Genomic DNA, 19,995 nt, shown 5'->3' with positions numbered 1-19,995 from the left:
TTTTCCCCTTCTTTATTTTCATACAGGCTATTTTCTTATTCATATATCAATTTATAATCATTTACAAAGCCTATTCCTTCCGCTGTTTCTATACAGTTCAGCAACCGCCACTCACAACTGAGCACCCAGCTACGGAAATTCTCTTCGGGTTGATACTCACTCCTAGCGAACTCCAACAAACGGTCTACCTCAAAATTATCGGAAATAATACCTGCTCCGCCTCGTGCCGCATCATAAGCGTTACAATCCTGTTCGATGTGCGCCGGTACCATTAACAAAGGCTTACCCAGATACATAGCCTCACAAACGGATTCAAAGCCTGCCGTAGTGGCATATACCCGGCAACCCGACATATAGCGAAGGAATTTTTCGTCATCCAACTGATGAAATGACAATGTTTCATCCATCCGGCACACTTCCAGCTCATCCGGTTTGTCCCAGAAGAAGTGCAAAGGTACTTCAGGATGCTGCTCATGCCACTGGGAGATACTTTCTCCAAATCCGGCATTAACCATATAACCGTGCACATACTCTCCAGAAGCAGCTTCACAACAAAGCACTTCGCGCCGCAGTAAAGGCGGTACCACGCGTATATGCGCTTCTTCGTCCGTTTCCATCGGACGGAATGAGAGAGCCAGCTTCTCTTTGGCTCCGATACACGTGAGTCGTGTAAAAAAACGGAGCATCAGCAGGCTCATAGGATTCTTTTGGGGAAACTCAAAGTCATGATGCAGGAAAAGATATTGATGGCCGACACTGATCTGCGGTACAGAAGGGCGGAAAAAAAGATAAGTCAAACCCGTCAGTAACTCATAAAAGTTGATTACGAGGTCCGCATCAGTTTCATGGATACGCCGGTGAATATAACAGATGCTACGCAGATAAGCAGGAACCTGCATCAGATTATATGCGATACTGCGAGACATGCTGACCCGCTTATTGGCAGGCGTAGGCAAAAAGTTCGGACTGAGAAAGCGTTTCACAGGTGCCTGTATGCTGCGATTGAAGAAACCCGGCAGGCGACGGGTATTGCTCTTCCCCACCAGTACTTCTACTACCTCGTGCCCGTTGCGTCGTAGAATTTCTTCCAGCGTGATGGCTTGCGTCAGATGACCGCGGCCTTCTCCTTGAACAATAAAAAGAACTTTCATCTTTATATTTTTATAATTTAGTAATTTACAATTCACGATTTTAACTACAGAGGCGCTCTTCAGGTTTTTCGTTCATCATCATATCCTCGTACCGTACGTCGCATTTACGTGCGCGGGCAAACTTCACCAATTCCTCCTCAAAATCGGAAATATAAGAAACAGCGGATTTTACTTTTTGTTTAATCGCTTGTAGCAAAGAATAATAAGGTTGTCCATGCCGGGCACGATACACATTATAAAATAATAGAATGGTAGAATAAAAAGCACGTAATCTCATAGTGTCTGTATTTTTAGTTGCAGGCAAAGGTCGGTTATTCGTATTACGCCGGTATGTAGAAAATATGACAAGTATCTTTCATTTTTTTCGCTGAACTTCCTTATCTTTACAGAAAATAAGCTGCATCTCAGCATAACTTTTTCATGCAAGCATGAAAGTTATACCTTCGATTTGCATTATCTTTACTCCCTCAAAAGAAACTCTCGTATGAAAAAGCCCGGAAATATCCTCATTGTCGATGATAACCGCAGTGTGCTCACCGCTGTGCAACTGCTGTTGAAACCCCATTTCGAAAAGATCATCACGCTCACTTCACCTGTCACACTTACCTCTGTGTTGCGTGAAGAAACTCCATCGGTAGTGTTACTTGACATGAACTTTACATCAGGCATCAATACCGGAAACGAAGGATTATTCTGGTTGCAGGAGATCAAACGCCTTCGTCCCTCCTTGCCTGTGGTTCTTTTCACTGCTTATGGAGATATCGATCTTGCCGTGCGTGGCATTAAAGAAGGAGCTACGGACTTTATTGTCAAGCCATGGGATAATCAAAAGCTGGTGGAAACCTTACTGAATGCAGCCCAAGCCATTCATAATAAGAATAACGGAAAAAGTGCCTCGCCCGTAACCCCTGCCATGTATTGGGGAGAAAGTCCCATTATGCAGCAACTGCGCTCGCTGGTGGAAAAAGTCGCCATAACCAATGCAAATATACTTATCACCGGAGAAAACGGTACGGGAAAAGAGATGCTGGCACGTGAAATTCATGCACTTTCTTCCCGCCGTACGAAGGAAATGGTTGCCGTGGACATGGGAGCCATCACCGAAAGCCTCTTTGAAAGCGAGCTTTTCGGGCATACAAAAGGCTCTTTCACAGATGCATACGCTGACCGTCCCGGTAAGTTCGAAACAGCAGACCATAGCACACTGTTTCTCGATGAAATCGGCAATTTACCCTATCACCTGCAAGCCAAACTACTGACCGTATTGCAACGCCGCAGTATTGTCCGTGTAGGCAGCAACCAGCCTATCGCTGTCGACATCCGTCTGATTTGTGCTACCAACCGTAACCTGAACGAGATGGTACAACGCAATGAATTCCGTGAAGACTTGCTTTACCGCATCAATACTATCCATCTTGAAATTCCGCCTTTGCGCGAACGGCCGGAAGACATTCTTCCTCTTGCCAAACGCTTTACAACACGCTTCTGCAAGCAATATGACAAAGCATTATTACGGCTTTCCGATGCTGCCTGTACCAAATTGAAAACACATCCCTGGTATGGAAATATCCGTGAACTGGAGCATGCCATAGAGAAAGCAGTCATTATTTGCGACGGCAACGAACTGCCGGCAGAACTGTTCCAGTTGCCTAAGCGTCCCGAAACCTCACGCACCGGAAGCGATACCGGTACAGAAGCAGCCACCCTTGAAGAAATGGAACGGAAAATGATACAAAAAGCTCTGGATACCTGTAACGGCAATCTATCCGCTGTTGCCGCGCAACTCGGTATCACCCGGCAGACTCTCTATAACAAAATGAAAAAGTTCGGATTATGAAACATTACTACCGATACATCACCGACCGCTACCTTTTCCGCATCATCATCTCTCTCCTGTTGGCAGGAGCTGTCACGGTATCCATTATTTATAAAGACCTTTTATGGATAGTCATCTCTTCCTTGCTGCTGCTGACGAGTCTGCGCTGGCAATGGAAACTGTATCGCCGGCATACACAGGAGGTCCTGTTTCTGCTCGATGCCATTGAAAACAACGATGCATCCATCCATTTCTCCGAACACGAAGACATTCCGGACAACCGTATTGTAAACCAGGCCCTGAATCACGTTGCTTCTATATTATATAATGTAAAGAGCGAAACGGCACAACAGGAAAAATATTACGAACCCATTCTCGACTGCATCAATACCGGTATCCTGGTACTGAACGATGCAGGTGCTGTTTACCAGAAAAATAATGAAGCCCTCCGCCTGTTAGGGTTGGAAGTCTTCACCCATGTTAGCCAACTAAGCCGTATCGATGCAAACCTTATGGGACTTTTCACCCATTGCCGTCCAGGAGATAAGTTACAAACCCGCCTATCCAACGAACGCGGTACGGTCAATCTCTCCATCCGCGTCTCCGACATAACCATCCGTCAGGAGCATTTCCGTATCCTTGCCCTAAATGATATCAATAACGAACTGGACGAAAAGGAAATCGACTCCTGGATACGCCTGATCCGTGTACTGACACATGAAATTATGAATTCCGTCACTCCCATCACTTCACTGAGCGATACATTGCTGACACTGATACAAGGAAGCGAAGAATTAAAAGCGAAAAGTGAATCCATTTCTTCCGACAAAGAAACTGCTGACGAAATCCGCAATGGCCTGCACACCATCAGCACCACGGGCAAAGGACTTCTCTCTTTTGTAGAAAATTACCGCCGTTTCACCCGTATCCCCAAACCGGAACCTTCCTTGTTCTACGTCAAAGGTTTTATCAACCGCATGGTGGAACTGGCACGGCATCAATATCCTGATTCCCATATCACTTTCCACTCCCACATCACTCCAGATGATCTTATTCTTTATGCAGATGAGAACCTTATCTCACAGGTACTCATCAACTTATTGAAAAATGCCATTCAGGCCATCGAAGCAGCAGAAATTCCGGAAGGCATTATCACCTTACACGCTTATTGCAATGAAAATGAAGCCGTACTCATCGAAGTATCCAATAACGGTCCTGCCATTCTTTCTGAAGTAGCAGAACACATTTTCATACCTTTCTTCACCACAAAAGAAGGTGGCAGCGGCATAGGTTTGAGCATTTCCCGTCAGATTATGCGCCTGTCAGGTGGTAGTCTTTCCCTACATCCCGGAAAGGAAACCATGTTTGTACTAAAATTCAATTAAGAAAATTTGTAATGAAGGATTATATGAAAAGAAAGTAAAATTCAATCTGAACATTTTACACCTTGCAATTGTTAAAAAATAGACGTAACTTCGCCTTGCGATAACTAAATCCTTGAATAAACAACTTAAATAATACCTAATTTATGATTTTTACAGCAGAAAACATTCTTTTAATCGGTTCTATCTTACTTTTCATTAGTATTATTGTCGGCAAGACCGGCTATCGATTCGGAGTCCCTGCCCTGTTACTATTCCTTGTCGTCGGCATGATTTTCGGTAGCGATGGTTTCGGACTACAGTTTCATAACGCTAAAGAAGCACAATTTATTGGTATGGTTGCTCTTAGCGTTATTTTGTTTTCCGGCGGCATGGATACTAAATTCAACGAAATTAAACCGATTCTCGTTCCGGGCATTGTTCTCTCCACAATCGGCGTACTGCTAACTGCCATCTTTACAGGACTTTTCATCTGGTGGATTGCCGGCATGAGTTGGTCAAATATTTATCTTCCTATCACTACATCCCTACTGCTTGCCTCCACCATGTCATCTACCGATTCCGCTTCTGTATTTGCCATCTTACGTTCGCAGAAAATGAATCTGAAACATAACCTTCGCCCCATGCTGGAACTTGAAAGTGGTAGCAATGACCCGATGGCTTACATGCTTACCATCGTGCTGATACAGTTCATACAATCCGGTGGAATGGGTGTTGGAGGTATCTTCAGTTCGTTCGTTATTCAGTTCATAGTAGGTGCGGCTGCCGGATACCTTCTCGGCAAACTTGCCATCCTCATGCTGAATAAGCTTAATATTGATAATCAGGCTCTTTATCCCATTCTTCTACTTGCATTTGTATTTTTCACTTTCTCCATTACCGATCTTCTGAAAGGAAATGGCTACCTTGCCGTTTACATTGCCGGTATTATGGTAGGCAACAACAAGATAATGCATCGCAAAGAGATTTATACTTTCATGGACGGATTGACTTGGCTGTTCCAAATCATCATGTTCCTTTGCCTCGGTTTGTTGGTAAATCCTCACGAATTACTCGATATCGCTTTGGTGGCAACGCTTATCGGTGTATTTATGATTGTTATCGGTCGTCCGCTCAGTGTCTTCCTCTGCTTGCTGCCTTTCGGCAAGAAGATTACAAACCGTTCGCGACTCTTCGTTTCTTGGGTAGGTTTGCGCGGAGCAGTGCCTATCATCTTCGCAACTTATCCGGTAGTAGCGCAAGTACCGGGTGCCGACGTGATCTTCAATATCGTATTCTTTATCACTATTGTTTCTCTCGTTATCCAGGGTACTACCGTTTCCTTAGCTGCCCGCTTACTGAAACTTTCTACCCCGTTGGAAAAGACCGGTAATGAATTCGGTGTGGAATTGCCCGAAGAAATTGATAGTGATCTCAGCGATATGACCGTTACCACGGAGATGCTGGAAGAAGGCGATACCCTGAAGGATATCACTCTGCCTAATGGAGCACTCGTAATGATTGTGAAACGAGGCACGGAATTCCTGATACCGAACGGATCGCTGAAATTACATTTGGGGGATAAGTTGTTGCTGATTTCGGATAAGAAGAGTAGTGATTAATATGTGTGTACTTTTTCTTTCGTTTGCCCGAAAGAAAAAGATACCAAAAAGAAAGGGCACGGGCTACGTCTACGGTGCTACTCCGATACCGCCATGCGCAGACGGGGCTCAAACTCGCTACGCTCAGACAGATCGCCCCTTACCTGCGCCTGACAATATCTCCGCCTGACGCACCTACGCCTATGCCCGAAGGCTGCGCGGTAAAGCGCTGCGCGATATAGGACTATGCATCACAGATGCTATGTAATACAACCACGTAATATTTCCCCCATTTACGCCGCATGGTTTCCCGGCCTCACTGTAGGGGTGTTAAGCGTAGAAAGTGTTTTCGGCGTTAAAAAGGGCAGGCTGTTTGAGCGAAGCGAGTTCCTGCCCTTTAGCTGAAAATACTTTCGGAGTAGCCCCGGAAGTGCAGCCTCGATCTTTTCTTTGGTATCTTTCTTTTGCATCAAGGCAAAAGAAAGTACAATTGGTTATTTTTTCTTTTTCTTTCGCCTCCCTCCAAAGAATAAATATATAAACTTGCACGACATCACATTTAGCTCTATATTTGCGCAGTTTTAATTAAAGTGTGCAAATTTAACAGATGGAACAGGAACAACACTTCATTGATTACATTGAACAAAGCATCATTCGGAACTGGAACTTAAACGCCTTGACTGACTATAAGGGTGCTACTCTCCAATATAAAGACGTGGCTCGCAAGATTGCAAAATTCCATATTGTACTGGAAAGTGCCGGTATCCAGCCGGGTGATAAGATTGCCGTCTGCGGTCGTAACAGTGCACACTGGGCAGTTACTTTCCTGGCAACCATCACTTATGGAGCTGTTATTGTGCCTATCCTTCATGAATTTAAAGCGGATAATATACACAATATCGTCAATCACTCTGAAGCCAGACTGCTTTTTGTGGGAGATCAGGTGTGGGAAAACCTGAATGAAGACGCCATGCCGCAATTGCTGGGTGTTATTCTGATGACTGAATTCACCCCTGTAGTCTGTCGCGACAAACGATTGATGGAAGCTTTCGAGCACCGCAATACTCTCTACGGACAGCGCTATCCTAAAAACTTCCGTCCCGAACACATCTGCTATCGGAAGGATGAACCGGAAGAACTTGCCATCATTAACTATACTTCCGGTACTACCGGATATTCCAAAGGTGTTATGCTCCCCTATCGCAGCCTTTGGTCCAACGTGAATTACTGCCATGAGATGCTTCCGGTGAAACCGGGCGATAACATAGTTTCTATGCTTCCTATGGGACATGTATTCGGAATGACTTACGATTTCCTTTACGGTTTTTCAGCCGGGGCACACATCTACTTCCTCACTCGCATGCCGACTCCTAAAATTATCGCACAGTCTTTCGCTGAAATCAGGCCACGTGTCATCTCATGCGTGCCTCTGATTGTAGAAAAGATTATCAAGAAGAATATCCTGCCCCGTGTAGATAATAAAATTGGTAAGTTACTGCTCCATGTTCCTATCATCAATGACAAGATCAGAGCTCTTGCCCGCAAAGAAGCAATGGAGATATTCGGCGGTAACTTCGATGAAATTATCATCGGTGGAGCCCCGTTCAATGCAGAAGTCGAGCGTTTCCTCAAACAGATAGGCTTCCCCTACACCATCGCTTATGGTATGACGGAATGTGGTCCGATCATCTGTTCCAGCCGCTGGGAAACCCTGAAGCTGGCATCATGCGGTAAGGCAACCACACGCATGGAAGTGAAGATAGATTCGTCTGATCCGGAAAAGGTGGCAGGAGAAATCATTTGTCGGGGTACCAACCTGATGCTGGGATATTATAAAAACCAGGAAGCAACTTCACAAATCATTGACGTAAATGGCTGGCTGCATACAGGCGATTTAGGCACAATGGATGCGGAAGGTTATGTAACTGTGCGCGGGCGCAGCAAGAATATGTTGCTCACTTCCAGCGGACAAAACATCTATCCGGAAGAGATTGAAAGCAAACTGAATAATATGCCTTACGTTTCCGAGTCACTCATTGTGTTGCAAAAAGAAAAACTGGTAGCACTGATTTATCCGGACTTTGATGATGCATTTGCCAATGGACTGCAACAAACGGATGTAGAGCGTATGATGGAAGCTAACCGTAACGAACTCAACCAACAATTACCGGCTTATTGCCAGATATCAAAGGTAAAGATACACTTTGAGGAGTTTGAAAAGACAGCAAAAAAATCTATTAAACGGTTTATGTATCAGGAGGCTAAAGGTTAACAAAGATGTAAGATTAAGTCTATATTTTTAATTAATGTTATAGAACATACTTTTTTATTTGGATAATTTGCAGTTATCCCGAAAGTACGTATCTTTGCATTGTGTTTTTCATAGTATTAGATTTAAGGTTAACAAAGGTTGGAGTACAGCGGTACTCCTTTTTTTATGTTCGTACTTTCCGGAATATTTATATCAGAAGCGGAAGTTGCCACAAAGTATCATCTTCTCCTTTCACTATCTGCACAAAGAAAAAACAAATAGGAAGAAACAAGAAATGCGTGTTTTCATAATCAATATGGAATTATAGTTTTCTATGCAAAAATAAGTAAAATCCTCAATAATCTGGCAATCAATTGTTATCTTTACTTCCAAACCAAAACTCTGTTATCATGGATATACATACTTTTATGACTAATTATCGGGAAGCATTTGGTGAACGTGCTGAACTTCCCATCGCCTTCTGGTACTCTGACAAACAGGAAAACGAAACAGAAAAAATCAGCGGTTGCTTCTTCAAGGGCCTGCAACAGGTAAGGGAAGGTAAAACCATCAGCCTGAACAGCGACGTCATAGGATGTGGCGGCGGAAAATTCTACACCGGTTTCACGGAAATGCCTATACACGTACCTAACTTCGTATCCCTGAAAGAGAAGTACAAAAAGACTCCTGAAATGGTAACAGATTTCATAAAACAAATCCAGGTACCACGTACAGAAAAAGCCTATCTGCATTTTGCCCGGATAGATAAACTTGCTTCTTTCGATCATGTAGAGGGTTTGCTGTTCCTTGCTACGCCTGATATCCTGTCAGGACTTACCACATGGGCCTTTTATGATACGAATGCATTCGATACCGTAGCTGCTCCTTTCGGTTCCGGTTGCAGTTCCGTTGTAACCCTCACTGTTCTCGAAAACCAAAAAGATGGTAGGCGCTGTTTCCTCGGCTTCTTCGATCCGTCCGTGCGTCCCCACTTTGAAGCCAATCTGTTGAGTTTCACTATTCCCATGTCCCGCTTCAAAGAAATGTATCACACCATGCGCGAAAGTTGCCTGTTCGATACACACGCCTGGGGAAAGATAAAAGAGCGTATCAATGAATAAAACCTTGAAAAAAAGTAAAGAAACAACGCCTATCTTTTAATTAGTGTTATAAAAACACTTATATTGGCCTAATCATTTGGAAATACGCAGAATGTCCGTATCTTTGCACTGTGTTTTTCATAGTATTAGATTTAAGGTTAACAAAGGTTGGAGTACAGCGGTACTCCTTTTTTTTTCCATACGTTTGGAATATCCTCGTAAAAGGCTTTTCTTTGCCAAGAAATACTGCCTCTATCCCTACCTATTGAACAATTGGGATTCAGGAAAGAAGCTAATAATAAAAAATCGTAATGATAACCATATCCCCAAAAAGTATTGCTCTGCAATTCAACGAATGCATTACAAATGCCGATCTGAAAGGATTGGCAAATCTAATGACAGAAGATCATGTATTTTGTGATACTGCAAATAATCGAATTAAAGGAAAGGATAACAATATAGTTCAGGCATGGGAGCCGTTTTTCAATTTTTATCCTGGATACCGGAATATATTTGAAAATATTGTAGCAAGAGGTTCTACCGTGATTATGCAAGGCTACTCGATTTGTTCTGATGAGATACTTAATAATATTTGTGCCATCTGGGTTGCAAAAATTATAGATAATAAGGTTGGTTCATGGCATATATATCCTGATACAAAAGAAAATAGAGAAATATTTGACTTGTAATCTTTTATATCTAAACACAAAGTTTTATTCCTCAACCGATGGTGTCAAACCAATGAAAATCTAAAATAAGAATAATAGAGGTGGTGTCAAAAGTCTGATTATTGTTCTTGTCATGCTTCGGCTACGCTCAGCATGACAGAACAAAATGATAGCTAAATTTACTTTTGGCACCACCTCTAATCATTTATCAGATATTACCGGACAGTTTTTTCAATCCTTTCAATTCCGCCTTATCTTTCACCTCCATAATGCTGATAGCGTAACCACCACCCGGAGCCGCTTTCAATTTCAGTACGGTTTTAGGAGAAACAATCCCTTTACGGATTACGTAAGCCTGCGGATTCGTTTTATAATCAGCATCCTTTGCGTCCGCATAAACAGTAGCTATATACTGTTTATCAGCATCCAGAAAATCCAGTTTCAGAGTAGAAGCATGTCCCTGCTCACTGCTGGTACAACCTATAAACCAATCATTCGTACCTTTCGCCTTGCGGGCAGCCGTGATATAGCGTCCCGGTTCTGCTTCCAGGTATCGGCTGTCATCCCAGTCCAGAGCCACATCTTTAATGAACTGGAAAGCATCCATAAAGCATTCATAGTTCTCAGGCAGATCGGCTGCCATTTGCAGAGGGCTGTACATCGTGACGTAGAGTGCCAACTGACGCGCCAATGTAGAGTTTACATGAGCGTGACTATTCGGATTCAGTTTATTCATATCCATTTCAAAGACACCCGGCGTATAATCCATCGGTCCACCTTGCAGACGGGTGAAAGGAAGAATGGTCGTGTGGAAAGGCTTGCTGCCTCCGAAAGCTTCATATTCCGTGCCACGGGCAGATTCATTTCCTATCAGGTTCGGATACGTACGGCACAAACCAGTAGGCCGTACAGCCTCGTGGGCATTCACCATAATTTTATGCTTGGCAGCTTCGGTCACGGCATACAGGTAATGGTTGTTCATCCACTGCCCATAATGATATTCACCGCGCGGAATGATATTGCCCACATAACCGCTTTTCACGGAATTGTAACCGTATTGGTTCATCAAGTCATAGGCGGCCTCCATGTGGCGTTCGTAGTTGCGTGCGGAAGCTGATGTCTCATGATGCATCATCAGTTTGACACCTTTGGAGTGGGCATACTCATTCAGATATTTGATGTCAAAATCAGGATATGGAGTGAGAAAGTCGAAAACATAATCCTTACTGTTGCCGAACCAGTCTTCCCAACCGGTATTCCAGCCTTCTACCAATACCTGGTCGAAACCATGCTCCGCAGCAAAATCAATGTACTTCTTTACATTCTCCGTATTGGCGGGATGAATACCATTCGGTTTCACTTTCGTATAATCCGTTTCATCCAGTTTTACAGAAGGGAGATCAAATGTATAAGCCCACGGCTTGCCTGCCGCAATCATTTCCCACCATACGCCTACATACTTCACAGGCTTAATCCAGGAAGTATCCTCATACTTGCAGGGATCATTCAGATTCAGTATCAGATTGGAAGCCAGCATTTCACGGGCATCATCACTGACTATCACCGTACGCCACGGAGTGTGACAAGGTGACTGCATATACCCTTTATCACCCTGTGCATCCGGTGTCAGCCAGGATTCAAAGACAAGGTTCCTATCATCCAGATTCAGGTGCATACACGAATAATCCACCAAAGCGGCTTCATGGAGATTCAGATAGATTCCGTCAGCCGTTTTCATCTGGAGGGAAGTCTGTACACCTGTCGGTGAAAACTGGTTTTGTGACGCATTATCAGTAATGGCTCCCTGCATCAAACCGCGAATTTCCGAAAGTTTGGATTCCGTATAATCATATTCCTGAGTATCGTAATCACCGGGAATCCACCAGGCGGTATGATCGCCCGCCATAGCAAACTGGGTATGTTCGTCCTTTATCACAAAGTAAACCAGGTTCTTCTGTTGTGGAAACTCATAACGGAATCCTACGCCATCATCATATACACGAAAACGAAGGTTCATATAACGATCTGTAGCGGGCTGTTTCAATTCAACCAGCAATTCGTTGTAGTGATTACGAATATCTTTCGTCTCTCCCCACACCGGTTGCCAGGTTTCGTCGAAGGTAGAGGTAGAAGCTTTCAGGACTTCAAAACCATCCAACAGATTATTGGCATTCTTCAATTCCAGTCCCAAGGTGCTGGGCTTAATCACGAATTTCCCTTTATACTCCACCTGATAGGTTGGAGTGCCATTCTTTGATAATTCGAAATCCAGCTTCACCTGGCCCGAAGGAGACGACACTCCTTCCGCTTTCCCCGCTAAGGCAAAAAGAAGACAAATTGCACTAAGCATTAACTTTCTCATAACTATACTTTTTATGGTTGGTATTAATAAATAAATTCAATCGTGTGTTTCACCCCGTCATCCGGCAATCTCAACATACAAAGATTCTGTTTCTTATCCGGACACCATGCGGTAACCTTGAACTCCGTTTCCATCCCTTCATTCAGTTTTTCCGCTTTCATCTTCCTTACTTTCTGTCCGTCAATAAGCGCTTCCTTCGGCATCTGCCCGGTATAAATGCAAAACATTAGGTTGCGTTCTCCCGGAAGGGCATACTTTTCTCCCATCTTTTCCCCGACTTCAAATACATATCCCTTTTCCGTTGTCCGGCAAGATACAGGAGTACGCATAAATTCTCCACGCTGATACCCCAGATCAGTTCCTGCATCTTCATACAGGGAGAAAGACGTTTCACCGCCCACCGCAGCCGGAAATACCTCAAATGTAATCGGATAAACCGCTTTTTCATCCGTATAATTCATCACAGGCATCTGAGGGATGATACTTCCTTTCCGCACAAACATAGGAATGGTATTCAGGGGAGCATTTGCCGTAGTCCACTGTTCACCGCTATATTCCGTGCGCTTGTCATTATAATCTATCCAGATACCTTCGGGCAGATAAACATTCTTATTAGTTGCCCCCTTCTTCACCACCGGAGCCACCAGCAGTTCGCTACCAAACATGAATTGTGCATCCGTAGAGACCGTTTCCAAATCCGCCGGATATTCCATAAACATAGGGCGCATAATCGGCAAACCCGTTTCATACGCTTCGCGGGCATAAGTATAAATATAAGGCAGCAAGCGATATTTCATTTCTATGGCAGCTTTAACGTTCTTCTCCGCTTCCTCCCCAAAGAGCCACGGTTCTACCGCCACATCTCCTTCATGGTGAATACGGCTCAGAGGATTGAACGCTCCCAACTGTACCCAACGGGTATAAAGTTCCGCCATAGCGGGATAATTTTCAATGTCCCCGCAATAACCGGAAATGTCACATGCCACGAAAGGAATTACTCCCAGTCCGGCAGATAAAAGTACCGGGATCTGATTAGCCATCTGTCCCCAGCCTTGCAGCACATCATCTCCATTGCCGCAATCTCCGGTCCAGCCGAAGGTGTAACGCTGTAATCCTGCATAGGCGGCGCGTGTCATCTGGAAGACACGAAGATCCGGATTCCGTTTCTCAAACTGTTCCTTTACCACCTTGTCCCAAGTCAGACCATACACGTTATGAATTTCATCGTGCATACCCAGATGGTGTTTCATTACAAGACGTTCCGTTTGTTCCTCATTGCTCCAGGCAGGTTCACCCATATCCGTCCAGAAGCCGGCAATGCCGTCATCTATCGGTTTCTGCTGATAGGCTCCCCACCAGTCCGCCACTTCGGGAATGGTAAAGTCCACCACACCACAGTTGCCACCCCACGGCCAAGGCATATCATAGCTTCTACCCGTGGTGGAGTCTTTCACCAGATAGCCGAGGCGGTCCGCTTCTTCCCATTGCTTTTTATTGGCCTGGGAGATGACAGGGTCTTGCGAAACAATCACCTTGAAGCCCATCCTTTTCAGGTCGGCAAGCATCTTCTTCGGATTCTGATAGTTTTCTTTCCGCCAGTTGAAATCCTGTAGGTATTGTGTCCAACCGATATCCTGATAGATGATGTCACAAGGAATGCCACGCTTGCGATATCCTTCGGCTATTTCATAAGAGAGCTTCTCGGTAGTCAGCAGACCACGGCATTGTGCAAAGCCCAGTGCCCACTTCGGAGGCATGATGGGTTGTCCGGTCAATGCGACATACTGCTTCATGATTTCCTTATAATCCTTACCAAAGATAAAATAGTAAATCATCTCCCCACCGGGAGCTTCAAAGCTGTAATAATCACGGCTTTCAGTACCGAATTTAAATTCTGTCTTATACGTGTTATCCAGAAATATACCATAGCGATAGCTGCTCATAAAGAAAGGGATACTCTTGTACAGGGGATCCTCCACAATGCTGTAACAAGGTTTATCACTGTTCCACATCTTATAAGATTCGCCTCGGCGGTCCAGCTTGCCAGTCTTTTCACCCAAACCGAAAAAATGCTCATCCCGACGTAGAGTCTTATACTCCACTTTACGCTCTCCGTCGCTGATATGTCCCTTGTCGGCATAGTCACTGAATAAAAGCTTCTGATACTTGTCGAATATCTGCAAGCTGAACGGAGCCTTGTTGACGCGGATACGCAGTTTAGGCGTAAATATCTCATAGCAGGCATTCTGTTCGTCCACCCGAACAGTGCCTACATCTTCCAATTTTTCATTAATCACCGCAAAGGAAGGATTTCCCCGCTGCAACTTACCGTCCGGCGAAAACCAGACGCGCACAACGGAGGAACTGCAAAGTTGCAACTGCACAGCCGAATTATCGTCTATATGAAACGTAACATCTCTCCCTTCCTGCGAATAAGAAGTACAGTTTCCCGTTACATTTCCGCCATATAAATGCAGAGACAGGCAACACAGCATTAAAAATAAATATATATATTTTCTCATGGTTCTATATCTTTTATAATCTGTTCTTTCTGTAGCGATTATGAACTGAAAAAACAGGGTAGTGGTGTATATTGTTTACAAATTATGTATATTCCCAAAATAGTCGTATACTGAACCTAATTCAGTCGTATACTGAATGCCATTCAGTCGTATACTTAATAGGGTTCAGTCGTATACTGAATAGGGCGTGGTTTAGTGGTATTGATAATCAGAAAGTTACAAAAGCCACATTGCCGTTAATAAATTCTAACAAATCTCTGCGATATATAACGCAGCTACTTTATCGCCCTATCACTTTACCCCCTTACCACTCTTTTCTTTCCAATTTATTTTGAATCAACCCCAATAACCGTTTATTCTATTATAATCATGCTCCAGTATTTCAGTGAAGGAAGCGTAAAGGTTATCGTTCCGTCTTTCTGTTCAAAAGCTAATTCCTGCGAAGCTCCGGCATGTGCGTCTGGAGTAGCCACCCACACTTTGCTCACTTTCCCCGCAACATTCAACTTCAAGGGCACTTTAGTCACCAACCGTGGTTCGGGCATTGTCCCGTTCAGGTCTCTCCAACTTAAACTGTTTGCACTAAGGAAGTTCAGCAGATGAACCACCTGTTTACCGTTCACCCTTCTGGCGAAAGAAGTAATGGCTGATTTCTGTGGTGGCCAAGTGTTCAGATTCAGATTCTTGCTCGCATCCGTACATACCAAAGTTACCTCGTCTTCCTTCCCGCCATCGCGAAGAAGATTCTGATAAGCAGTCATAAAGTCATAATAGCGCACAACAGCCGTCTTCAAGGCATCACTCATCTGCAAACGGGTATTCGGGAAGTATTCGCTGCACAACATGTGGTCGCCTCCCAATTCTAGGTGCGAACCGCCCAGAGCAAACATCACCGCATCCGTCAGCAAGATTCCCGGCATATTGAATTCACCGGAACTCTTCTCATAATTCATATAAGCCGCAAACACCGTCTTCAGTGCCTGATTTCCGTACTGATGGTTCGCTTTCAGGATCGTATATAAGTCCGTGAAATCAGCTTCATCCCCCCAAACTTCATTATACAGGAAGTCGACTTTGCCCGTACCTGCAATCTGGGATGCCCCGTAGCTACTTACTGCATTCATCACCAGTCGTTTATCAGGATGTTTCCCCTTCATGGCTTCAATAAACGAAACATAAGTCTTAGGCAGATTCACCTTATTCCCCTTGTAATCATAGCGGTCGCCACGGTTGCCCAACTGGTCTATCTGATAGCCATCAAAGTCAAGATTGGCATAGACATCATCGTTGCGCTGGGCAATATATGCCTGCCACTCGGCATTACCCGGATCGAGCAAATAGATATTGCTTTTCCAACTGTCGGGCAACGTATGGGCATCCTTATCCGTATGTCCTGTGCCTTTAAAGATGTACCATTCTTCTTTCACACCGTCACCCGCTGCATCATCGAGCGCACCGAAGCAAAGATTATAGAACATCGCCTTCATTCCATACGAGTGCTGGACGCGGATATAATCCTTTACCGACTGTGTATAGATATCCCGGTTGGCAATATCCTTATATACTGCATCGAGATGTTCGCGCGTACCGCCCAACGGCCAGTGGTGCTTGTTGTGCCAATCCTGAAACTGCACACCATTGATATGGCAACGGTTCAGAAAAGCCATTTCCTCCTGAATTTTACTTTCCGTTTTAGAAGCGTCGAAAGTGGCGACAAAGCCATAACGCGGGAAGCGTGTCCAGTCGCTGGATACATCGACGGCAATAGTACCGAGAATAACTTCCGTACCGTCTTCTTTAGTGCGATAAACGTCCGCCAGATATCCGGTGAAATCCGTTGCAGGGGCAGTCCACGTCCAAGAACTGCCTGCAGCTGCCTGTTCGGAGATTACCTGGTTCAAAGTGCGGTAACGTACCTTTGCTCCCGCAGGCAGGACATCGGCTGTGAAGGAAACGGTTTCACCCGGTCGGTAGCAAGCCTTGTCAGTGGTCAGGTTCACAGTCAAATCGGAGGTAACAGGAGTGACATCAGTCACTCCTCCTGTTTCTCCTCCACCACCGTTACCACCGCCGGTTTCATCATTGTCTTTGCTGCACGAAGCCAAAAAGAACGTGGCAGCCATTGCATAAACTATATATTTCATCGTTTCACTGTTTCACTATCGAAATCGTCTCTTCCAGTTGATTCAGGGTAATCTTATAAGAACCTGCCGTCGTGATCTTCCATTTCTGGTCGATGCCTCCAATCATTACATCCGGATATTGAGCTTTGAAAGCATCACTGGCCTTATCCAGGAACAGCATTGGTTCCGTCTCGCCCGAAGGCTGCCGGTCGGCTACGGTCGGCATAAACCAGGCACCGTTCCAGTCCTCTTTCTTATCACAGGTCAGCTTCAACTCACCCACATTCAGTACACCTTGCCAGGTAAATACATACGGACTATCTGTGGCCTGCATCGGTGTGGCATCTCCAATGCTCCATCCCGCAGGCGTAGCATCCCCTACCATATAAATCATCTCATAAGGAACAAATTCGCTCATCATCATACGCTCTTTCCCTGCACGGATATCGACACATATCTTATAAGCCTTACCACATTCGACATCTTTCAGCACCCATTTATTGTCAGGATCGAACCCTTTCACAAATACCATTTCCGTATCGGTGTAAGCGGCATCGGCATTCTTTGCCTTATACATATTCTCCCAGCTTCCTTCCGAAGTTCCGAACTTAAATTCCCCACCCTGACCAGCATCGAACAAACGGGCATAGCGGAACAGGAACGGATCGAGCACATCCTTTTTCATCGGCACAAATCCCCAGTCGTTCATACCTCCTACGAAATAAAGTTGATCGTAAGCCGGTCTGAGGTTCTCGGTCTGAGTCAGGGTAACAACACCAGTAAACAGATTCGCTTCAACAACATAGTTGAACTCTTCTTCAATCGTAAACGGTTCGTCCGGCTGATCAGCACTGGTACGAAGCACCAGCTTTCCGTCAGTTCCTTTGTTGTATGACGGCAAGAAAGAACCCAGCGTAGTGATAAACTTGAAGGAACCCGCAGTCATTTTTCCCGTCCATGTAAAGATACCATTGTCTTTCCGGGTCATTTCCGTTGCATCATCCGCACTCCAACCGCCGGGAGTGGCATCCCCTATCAGGTAAAGAGTGGAAGTCAACGGTTTGTAGGCAGTGACACTAAAAGAGGTGGTGGCTACCTGCGTCTCTTCCCGATCCGTTACTTTGGCTGTTAAGCGTGCTTCCAGAGAGATGTTTTCAGTAGCTTCCGCACCGAAATATTCACGAAGGATGTTATTCAATTCCTCCACGCTCTTCTTCCAGGTATATTCCTGCACGACATCCTCCAAAGCCACATAAGGAGCGGTAAAATTACTGCCCGCCTTGGCTAGTTCCAGTGTATAGGAAATCTTATTTCCCGTACCATAATTCGTGCCCGTTGTCCAAGAAAGTTCCAGGGCATCATCGCCATGCGCCTGTTCGTTCAAAACGACTTCCGTGTTGCTGGTGGAAAGCGCCAGCTCATTGTGCCCCTTGTCCAGTTCCATATAGTCATTGTCCACGCATGCAGACAATACCATGCAACCCAGCAATGCAAATACTAGATGTGAGATATATCTTTTCATATTCTTCTTCTGATTTAAGTGATTAATAACCCGGATTCTGTGTCATCAGTATATTCGCATCCATTTCCGTCTGCGGAATGGGGAACAACAGGCGATTCTTGTTCACACTGTTCTTCCCAATGGATTGCAGGAAGCGAATGGCATACTCTCCATTATTGATGCGGATCATATCGAACCAGCGATGTCCTTCGAAAGCCAGTTCCATGCGACGCTCGTGAATAATCTTCTCACGCATCGCCTCCTGCGACAGGCCCGAAACTTCAGGCAATCCGGCACGTTTGCGAACGATATTCAAGGAAGCGGCAGCCTGCCCGGGTTGTCCCATTTCATTCAGCGCTTCCGCTTTCTTTAGCAAGACATCCGCGTAGCGGTACACAACAAAGTTATTGGGATTCGTATTGTATTCCGGTGAAATAGTCTTGGAAACCAGGAATTTGCGGACATTATATCCGGTATTGGAATAAGAACTCTTGTAAGTCTTCCCGTCGAAGTCCGGACAACCTGCATAAAGAATCGTCAGATCCTTCCGTTTATCACCTTCTTCATACTGGCTCACAAATTCCTCCGTAGGCTGATTCCAGCCGTAGCTGCCTGCAACAAAGTCCGAGTTACGAGGCCCCATGAAAGTGGAAAGCCAAGAAGACTGACCGTCCGTTCCCCAGAAATCATATTCCGTACTTCCGGAATACTGAACCTCAAACAGAGATTCAGGACCGTTATTGATGGTAGCATCGAAGTTATTTTCATACTTGCAAATGGAAAGGTCGTACCCCAGGTTCGTAATCTCATTGCACAGTTCCACCACGTCTTCATAATAGCTCGTATGGTTGGGAGCCAGTGTCAGGTAGATATCCGCCAGCATGGCAAGGGCAGCATCCTTACAGGCACGTCCTTTTTCTTCTTCATTATATTCCGCTTTCGCCGGAAGCAAATCGACTGCATTCTTACAGTCCGAAATGATCTGCTCATAAGTCTGATCCAACGTAGTGCGTGCTATTGCAGTAGATCCACCCGGATTATAAGGTTCCAGACGCAAAGGAACACCGCCATACAAACGGGCTAAGATATAATAGTAATGGGCACGAAGGAAATATGCTTCACCCATACAACGGTTCTTTATGCTTTCCGATACGGCTTCGGCCTGCGGAAGACTGGTCAGTACAATGTTGCACTGCCCGATGCCTACCCACGGAGAACGCCACATATACAGAGCCATCCCATTATCGCTCTGCGTGATAAAGTTGGATGCCTGTATGGTTTCCAGACCATCCGTACCACCACCTGCACCTACCAGACTGTTACCCGCAACGATATCCAGCGACCACATACGCTGATTGTAGAGATTGGAAGACTGAAGCGCCTTGTAGCAAGCGTTTGTCAGTGCCACGGCCACATCATCGGTCACGGTTGTTTCAGGATCAACGGCATATTTGGGCGACTTATCCAGGAAGTCGTTACATGATACCAGCGTCAATACAGCCAGCACGTATAGTAAGTTTGTTATCTTTTTCATATCCG

General features: G+C 45.0%; 12 protein-coding genes and 1 pseudogene. 6 read left to right on the top strand and 7 right to left on the bottom strand.

Annotated elements, in window-relative coordinates; translation table 11 throughout:
• Positions 1 to 35: 35 nt before the first annotated feature.
• A complete protein-coding gene (locus BACINT_RS09130; protein WP_007662453.1) occupies positions 36 to 1,151 on the bottom strand; it encodes a glycosyltransferase family protein in 1,116 nt (371 codons plus the stop codon).
• Between the two features lie 40 nt (positions 1,152 to 1,191).
• Positions 1,192 to 1,389: pseudogene (locus BACINT_RS09125) on the bottom strand (UDP-2,3-diacylglucosamine diphosphatase); the annotation flags it as partial.
• Between the two features lie 246 nt (positions 1,390 to 1,635).
• Between BACINT_RS09125 and BACINT_RS09120 the strand changes: the two are divergent.
• From BACINT_RS09120 to BACINT_RS09090, 6 genes are all read left to right on the top strand, one after another.
• Complete coding sequence (locus BACINT_RS09120; protein WP_007662451.1) at positions 1,636 to 2,988, top strand: sigma-54-dependent transcriptional regulator; 1,353 nt, start codon at positions 1,636 to 1,638, stop codon at positions 2,986 to 2,988.
• Positions 2,985 to 4,352 (top strand): sensor histidine kinase, encoded by a 1,368-nt coding sequence (locus BACINT_RS09115; RefSeq protein ID WP_007662450.1) that lies wholly within the window; start codon positions 2,985 to 2,987, stop codon positions 4,350 to 4,352. Before BACINT_RS09120 ends, BACINT_RS09115 begins: the two co-directional genes overlap by 4 nt.
• A 143-nt stretch (positions 4,353 to 4,495) precedes the next feature.
• A complete protein-coding gene (locus BACINT_RS09110; protein WP_007662448.1) occupies positions 4,496 to 5,950 on the top strand; it encodes a potassium/proton antiporter in 1,455 nt (484 codons plus the stop codon).
• Between the two features lie 586 nt (positions 5,951 to 6,536).
• Entirely contained in the window at positions 6,537 to 8,201 is a 1,665-nt protein-coding gene (locus BACINT_RS09100) for a long-chain fatty acid--CoA ligase (RefSeq protein ID WP_007662446.1), read from the top strand.
• Positions 8,202 to 8,590: 389 nt separating this feature from the next.
• Positions 8,591 to 9,301: a DUF169 domain-containing protein gene (locus BACINT_RS09095; protein ID WP_007662440.1), complete on the top strand. Its 711-nt coding sequence runs from the start codon at positions 8,591 to 8,593 to the stop codon at positions 9,299 to 9,301.
• A gap of 290 nt (positions 9,302 to 9,591) precedes the next feature.
• Positions 9,592 to 9,969: a nuclear transport factor 2 family protein gene (locus BACINT_RS09090; RefSeq protein ID WP_007662438.1), complete on the top strand. Its 378-nt coding sequence runs from the start codon at positions 9,592 to 9,594 to the stop codon at positions 9,967 to 9,969.
• 187 nt (positions 9,970 to 10,156) lie between these two features.
• Here the strand turns inward: BACINT_RS09090 and BACINT_RS09085 are convergent, their stop codons facing one another.
• From BACINT_RS09085 to BACINT_RS09065, 5 genes are all read right to left on the bottom strand, one after another.
• Positions 10,157 to 12,310, bottom strand: a complete 2,154-nt coding sequence (locus BACINT_RS09085; RefSeq protein ID WP_007662437.1) for a glycoside hydrolase family 97 protein — start codon at positions 12,308 to 12,310, stop codon at positions 10,157 to 10,159.
• Between the two features lie 23 nt (positions 12,311 to 12,333).
• The gene (locus tag BACINT_RS09080; protein WP_007662436.1) at positions 12,334 to 14,832 is read right to left on the bottom strand and encodes a glycoside hydrolase family 31 protein; all 2,499 of its coding nucleotides are present in this window, start codon (positions 14,830 to 14,832) and stop codon (positions 12,334 to 12,336) included.
• Between the two features lie 353 nt (positions 14,833 to 15,185).
• The gene (locus BACINT_RS09075) at positions 15,186 to 16,976 is read right to left on the bottom strand and encodes an endo-dextranase (RefSeq protein ID WP_007662435.1); all 1,791 of its coding nucleotides are present in this window, start codon (positions 16,974 to 16,976) and stop codon (positions 15,186 to 15,188) included.
• Between the two features lie 4 nt (positions 16,977 to 16,980).
• Entirely contained in the window at positions 16,981 to 18,477 is a 1,497-nt protein-coding gene (locus BACINT_RS09070; RefSeq protein ID WP_044154851.1) for a SusF/SusE family outer membrane protein, read from the bottom strand.
• A gap of 22 nt (positions 18,478 to 18,499) precedes the next feature.
• On the bottom strand, positions 18,500 to 19,990 hold the full coding sequence (locus tag BACINT_RS09065) for a RagB/SusD family nutrient uptake outer membrane protein (protein WP_007662433.1): 1,491 nt from the start codon (positions 19,988 to 19,990) through the stop codon (positions 18,500 to 18,502).
• Positions 19,991 to 19,995 lie beyond the last annotated feature (5 nt).

The sequence above is a fragment of the Bacteroides intestinalis DSM 17393 genome (genome assembly GCF_000172175.1).
Classification (GTDB): Bacteria; Bacteroidota; Bacteroidia; order Bacteroidales; family Bacteroidaceae; genus Bacteroides; species Bacteroides intestinalis.
The sequence above is the reverse complement of the archived record's forward strand: the minus strand, read 5'-3'. Positions and strand labels throughout refer to the sequence as shown.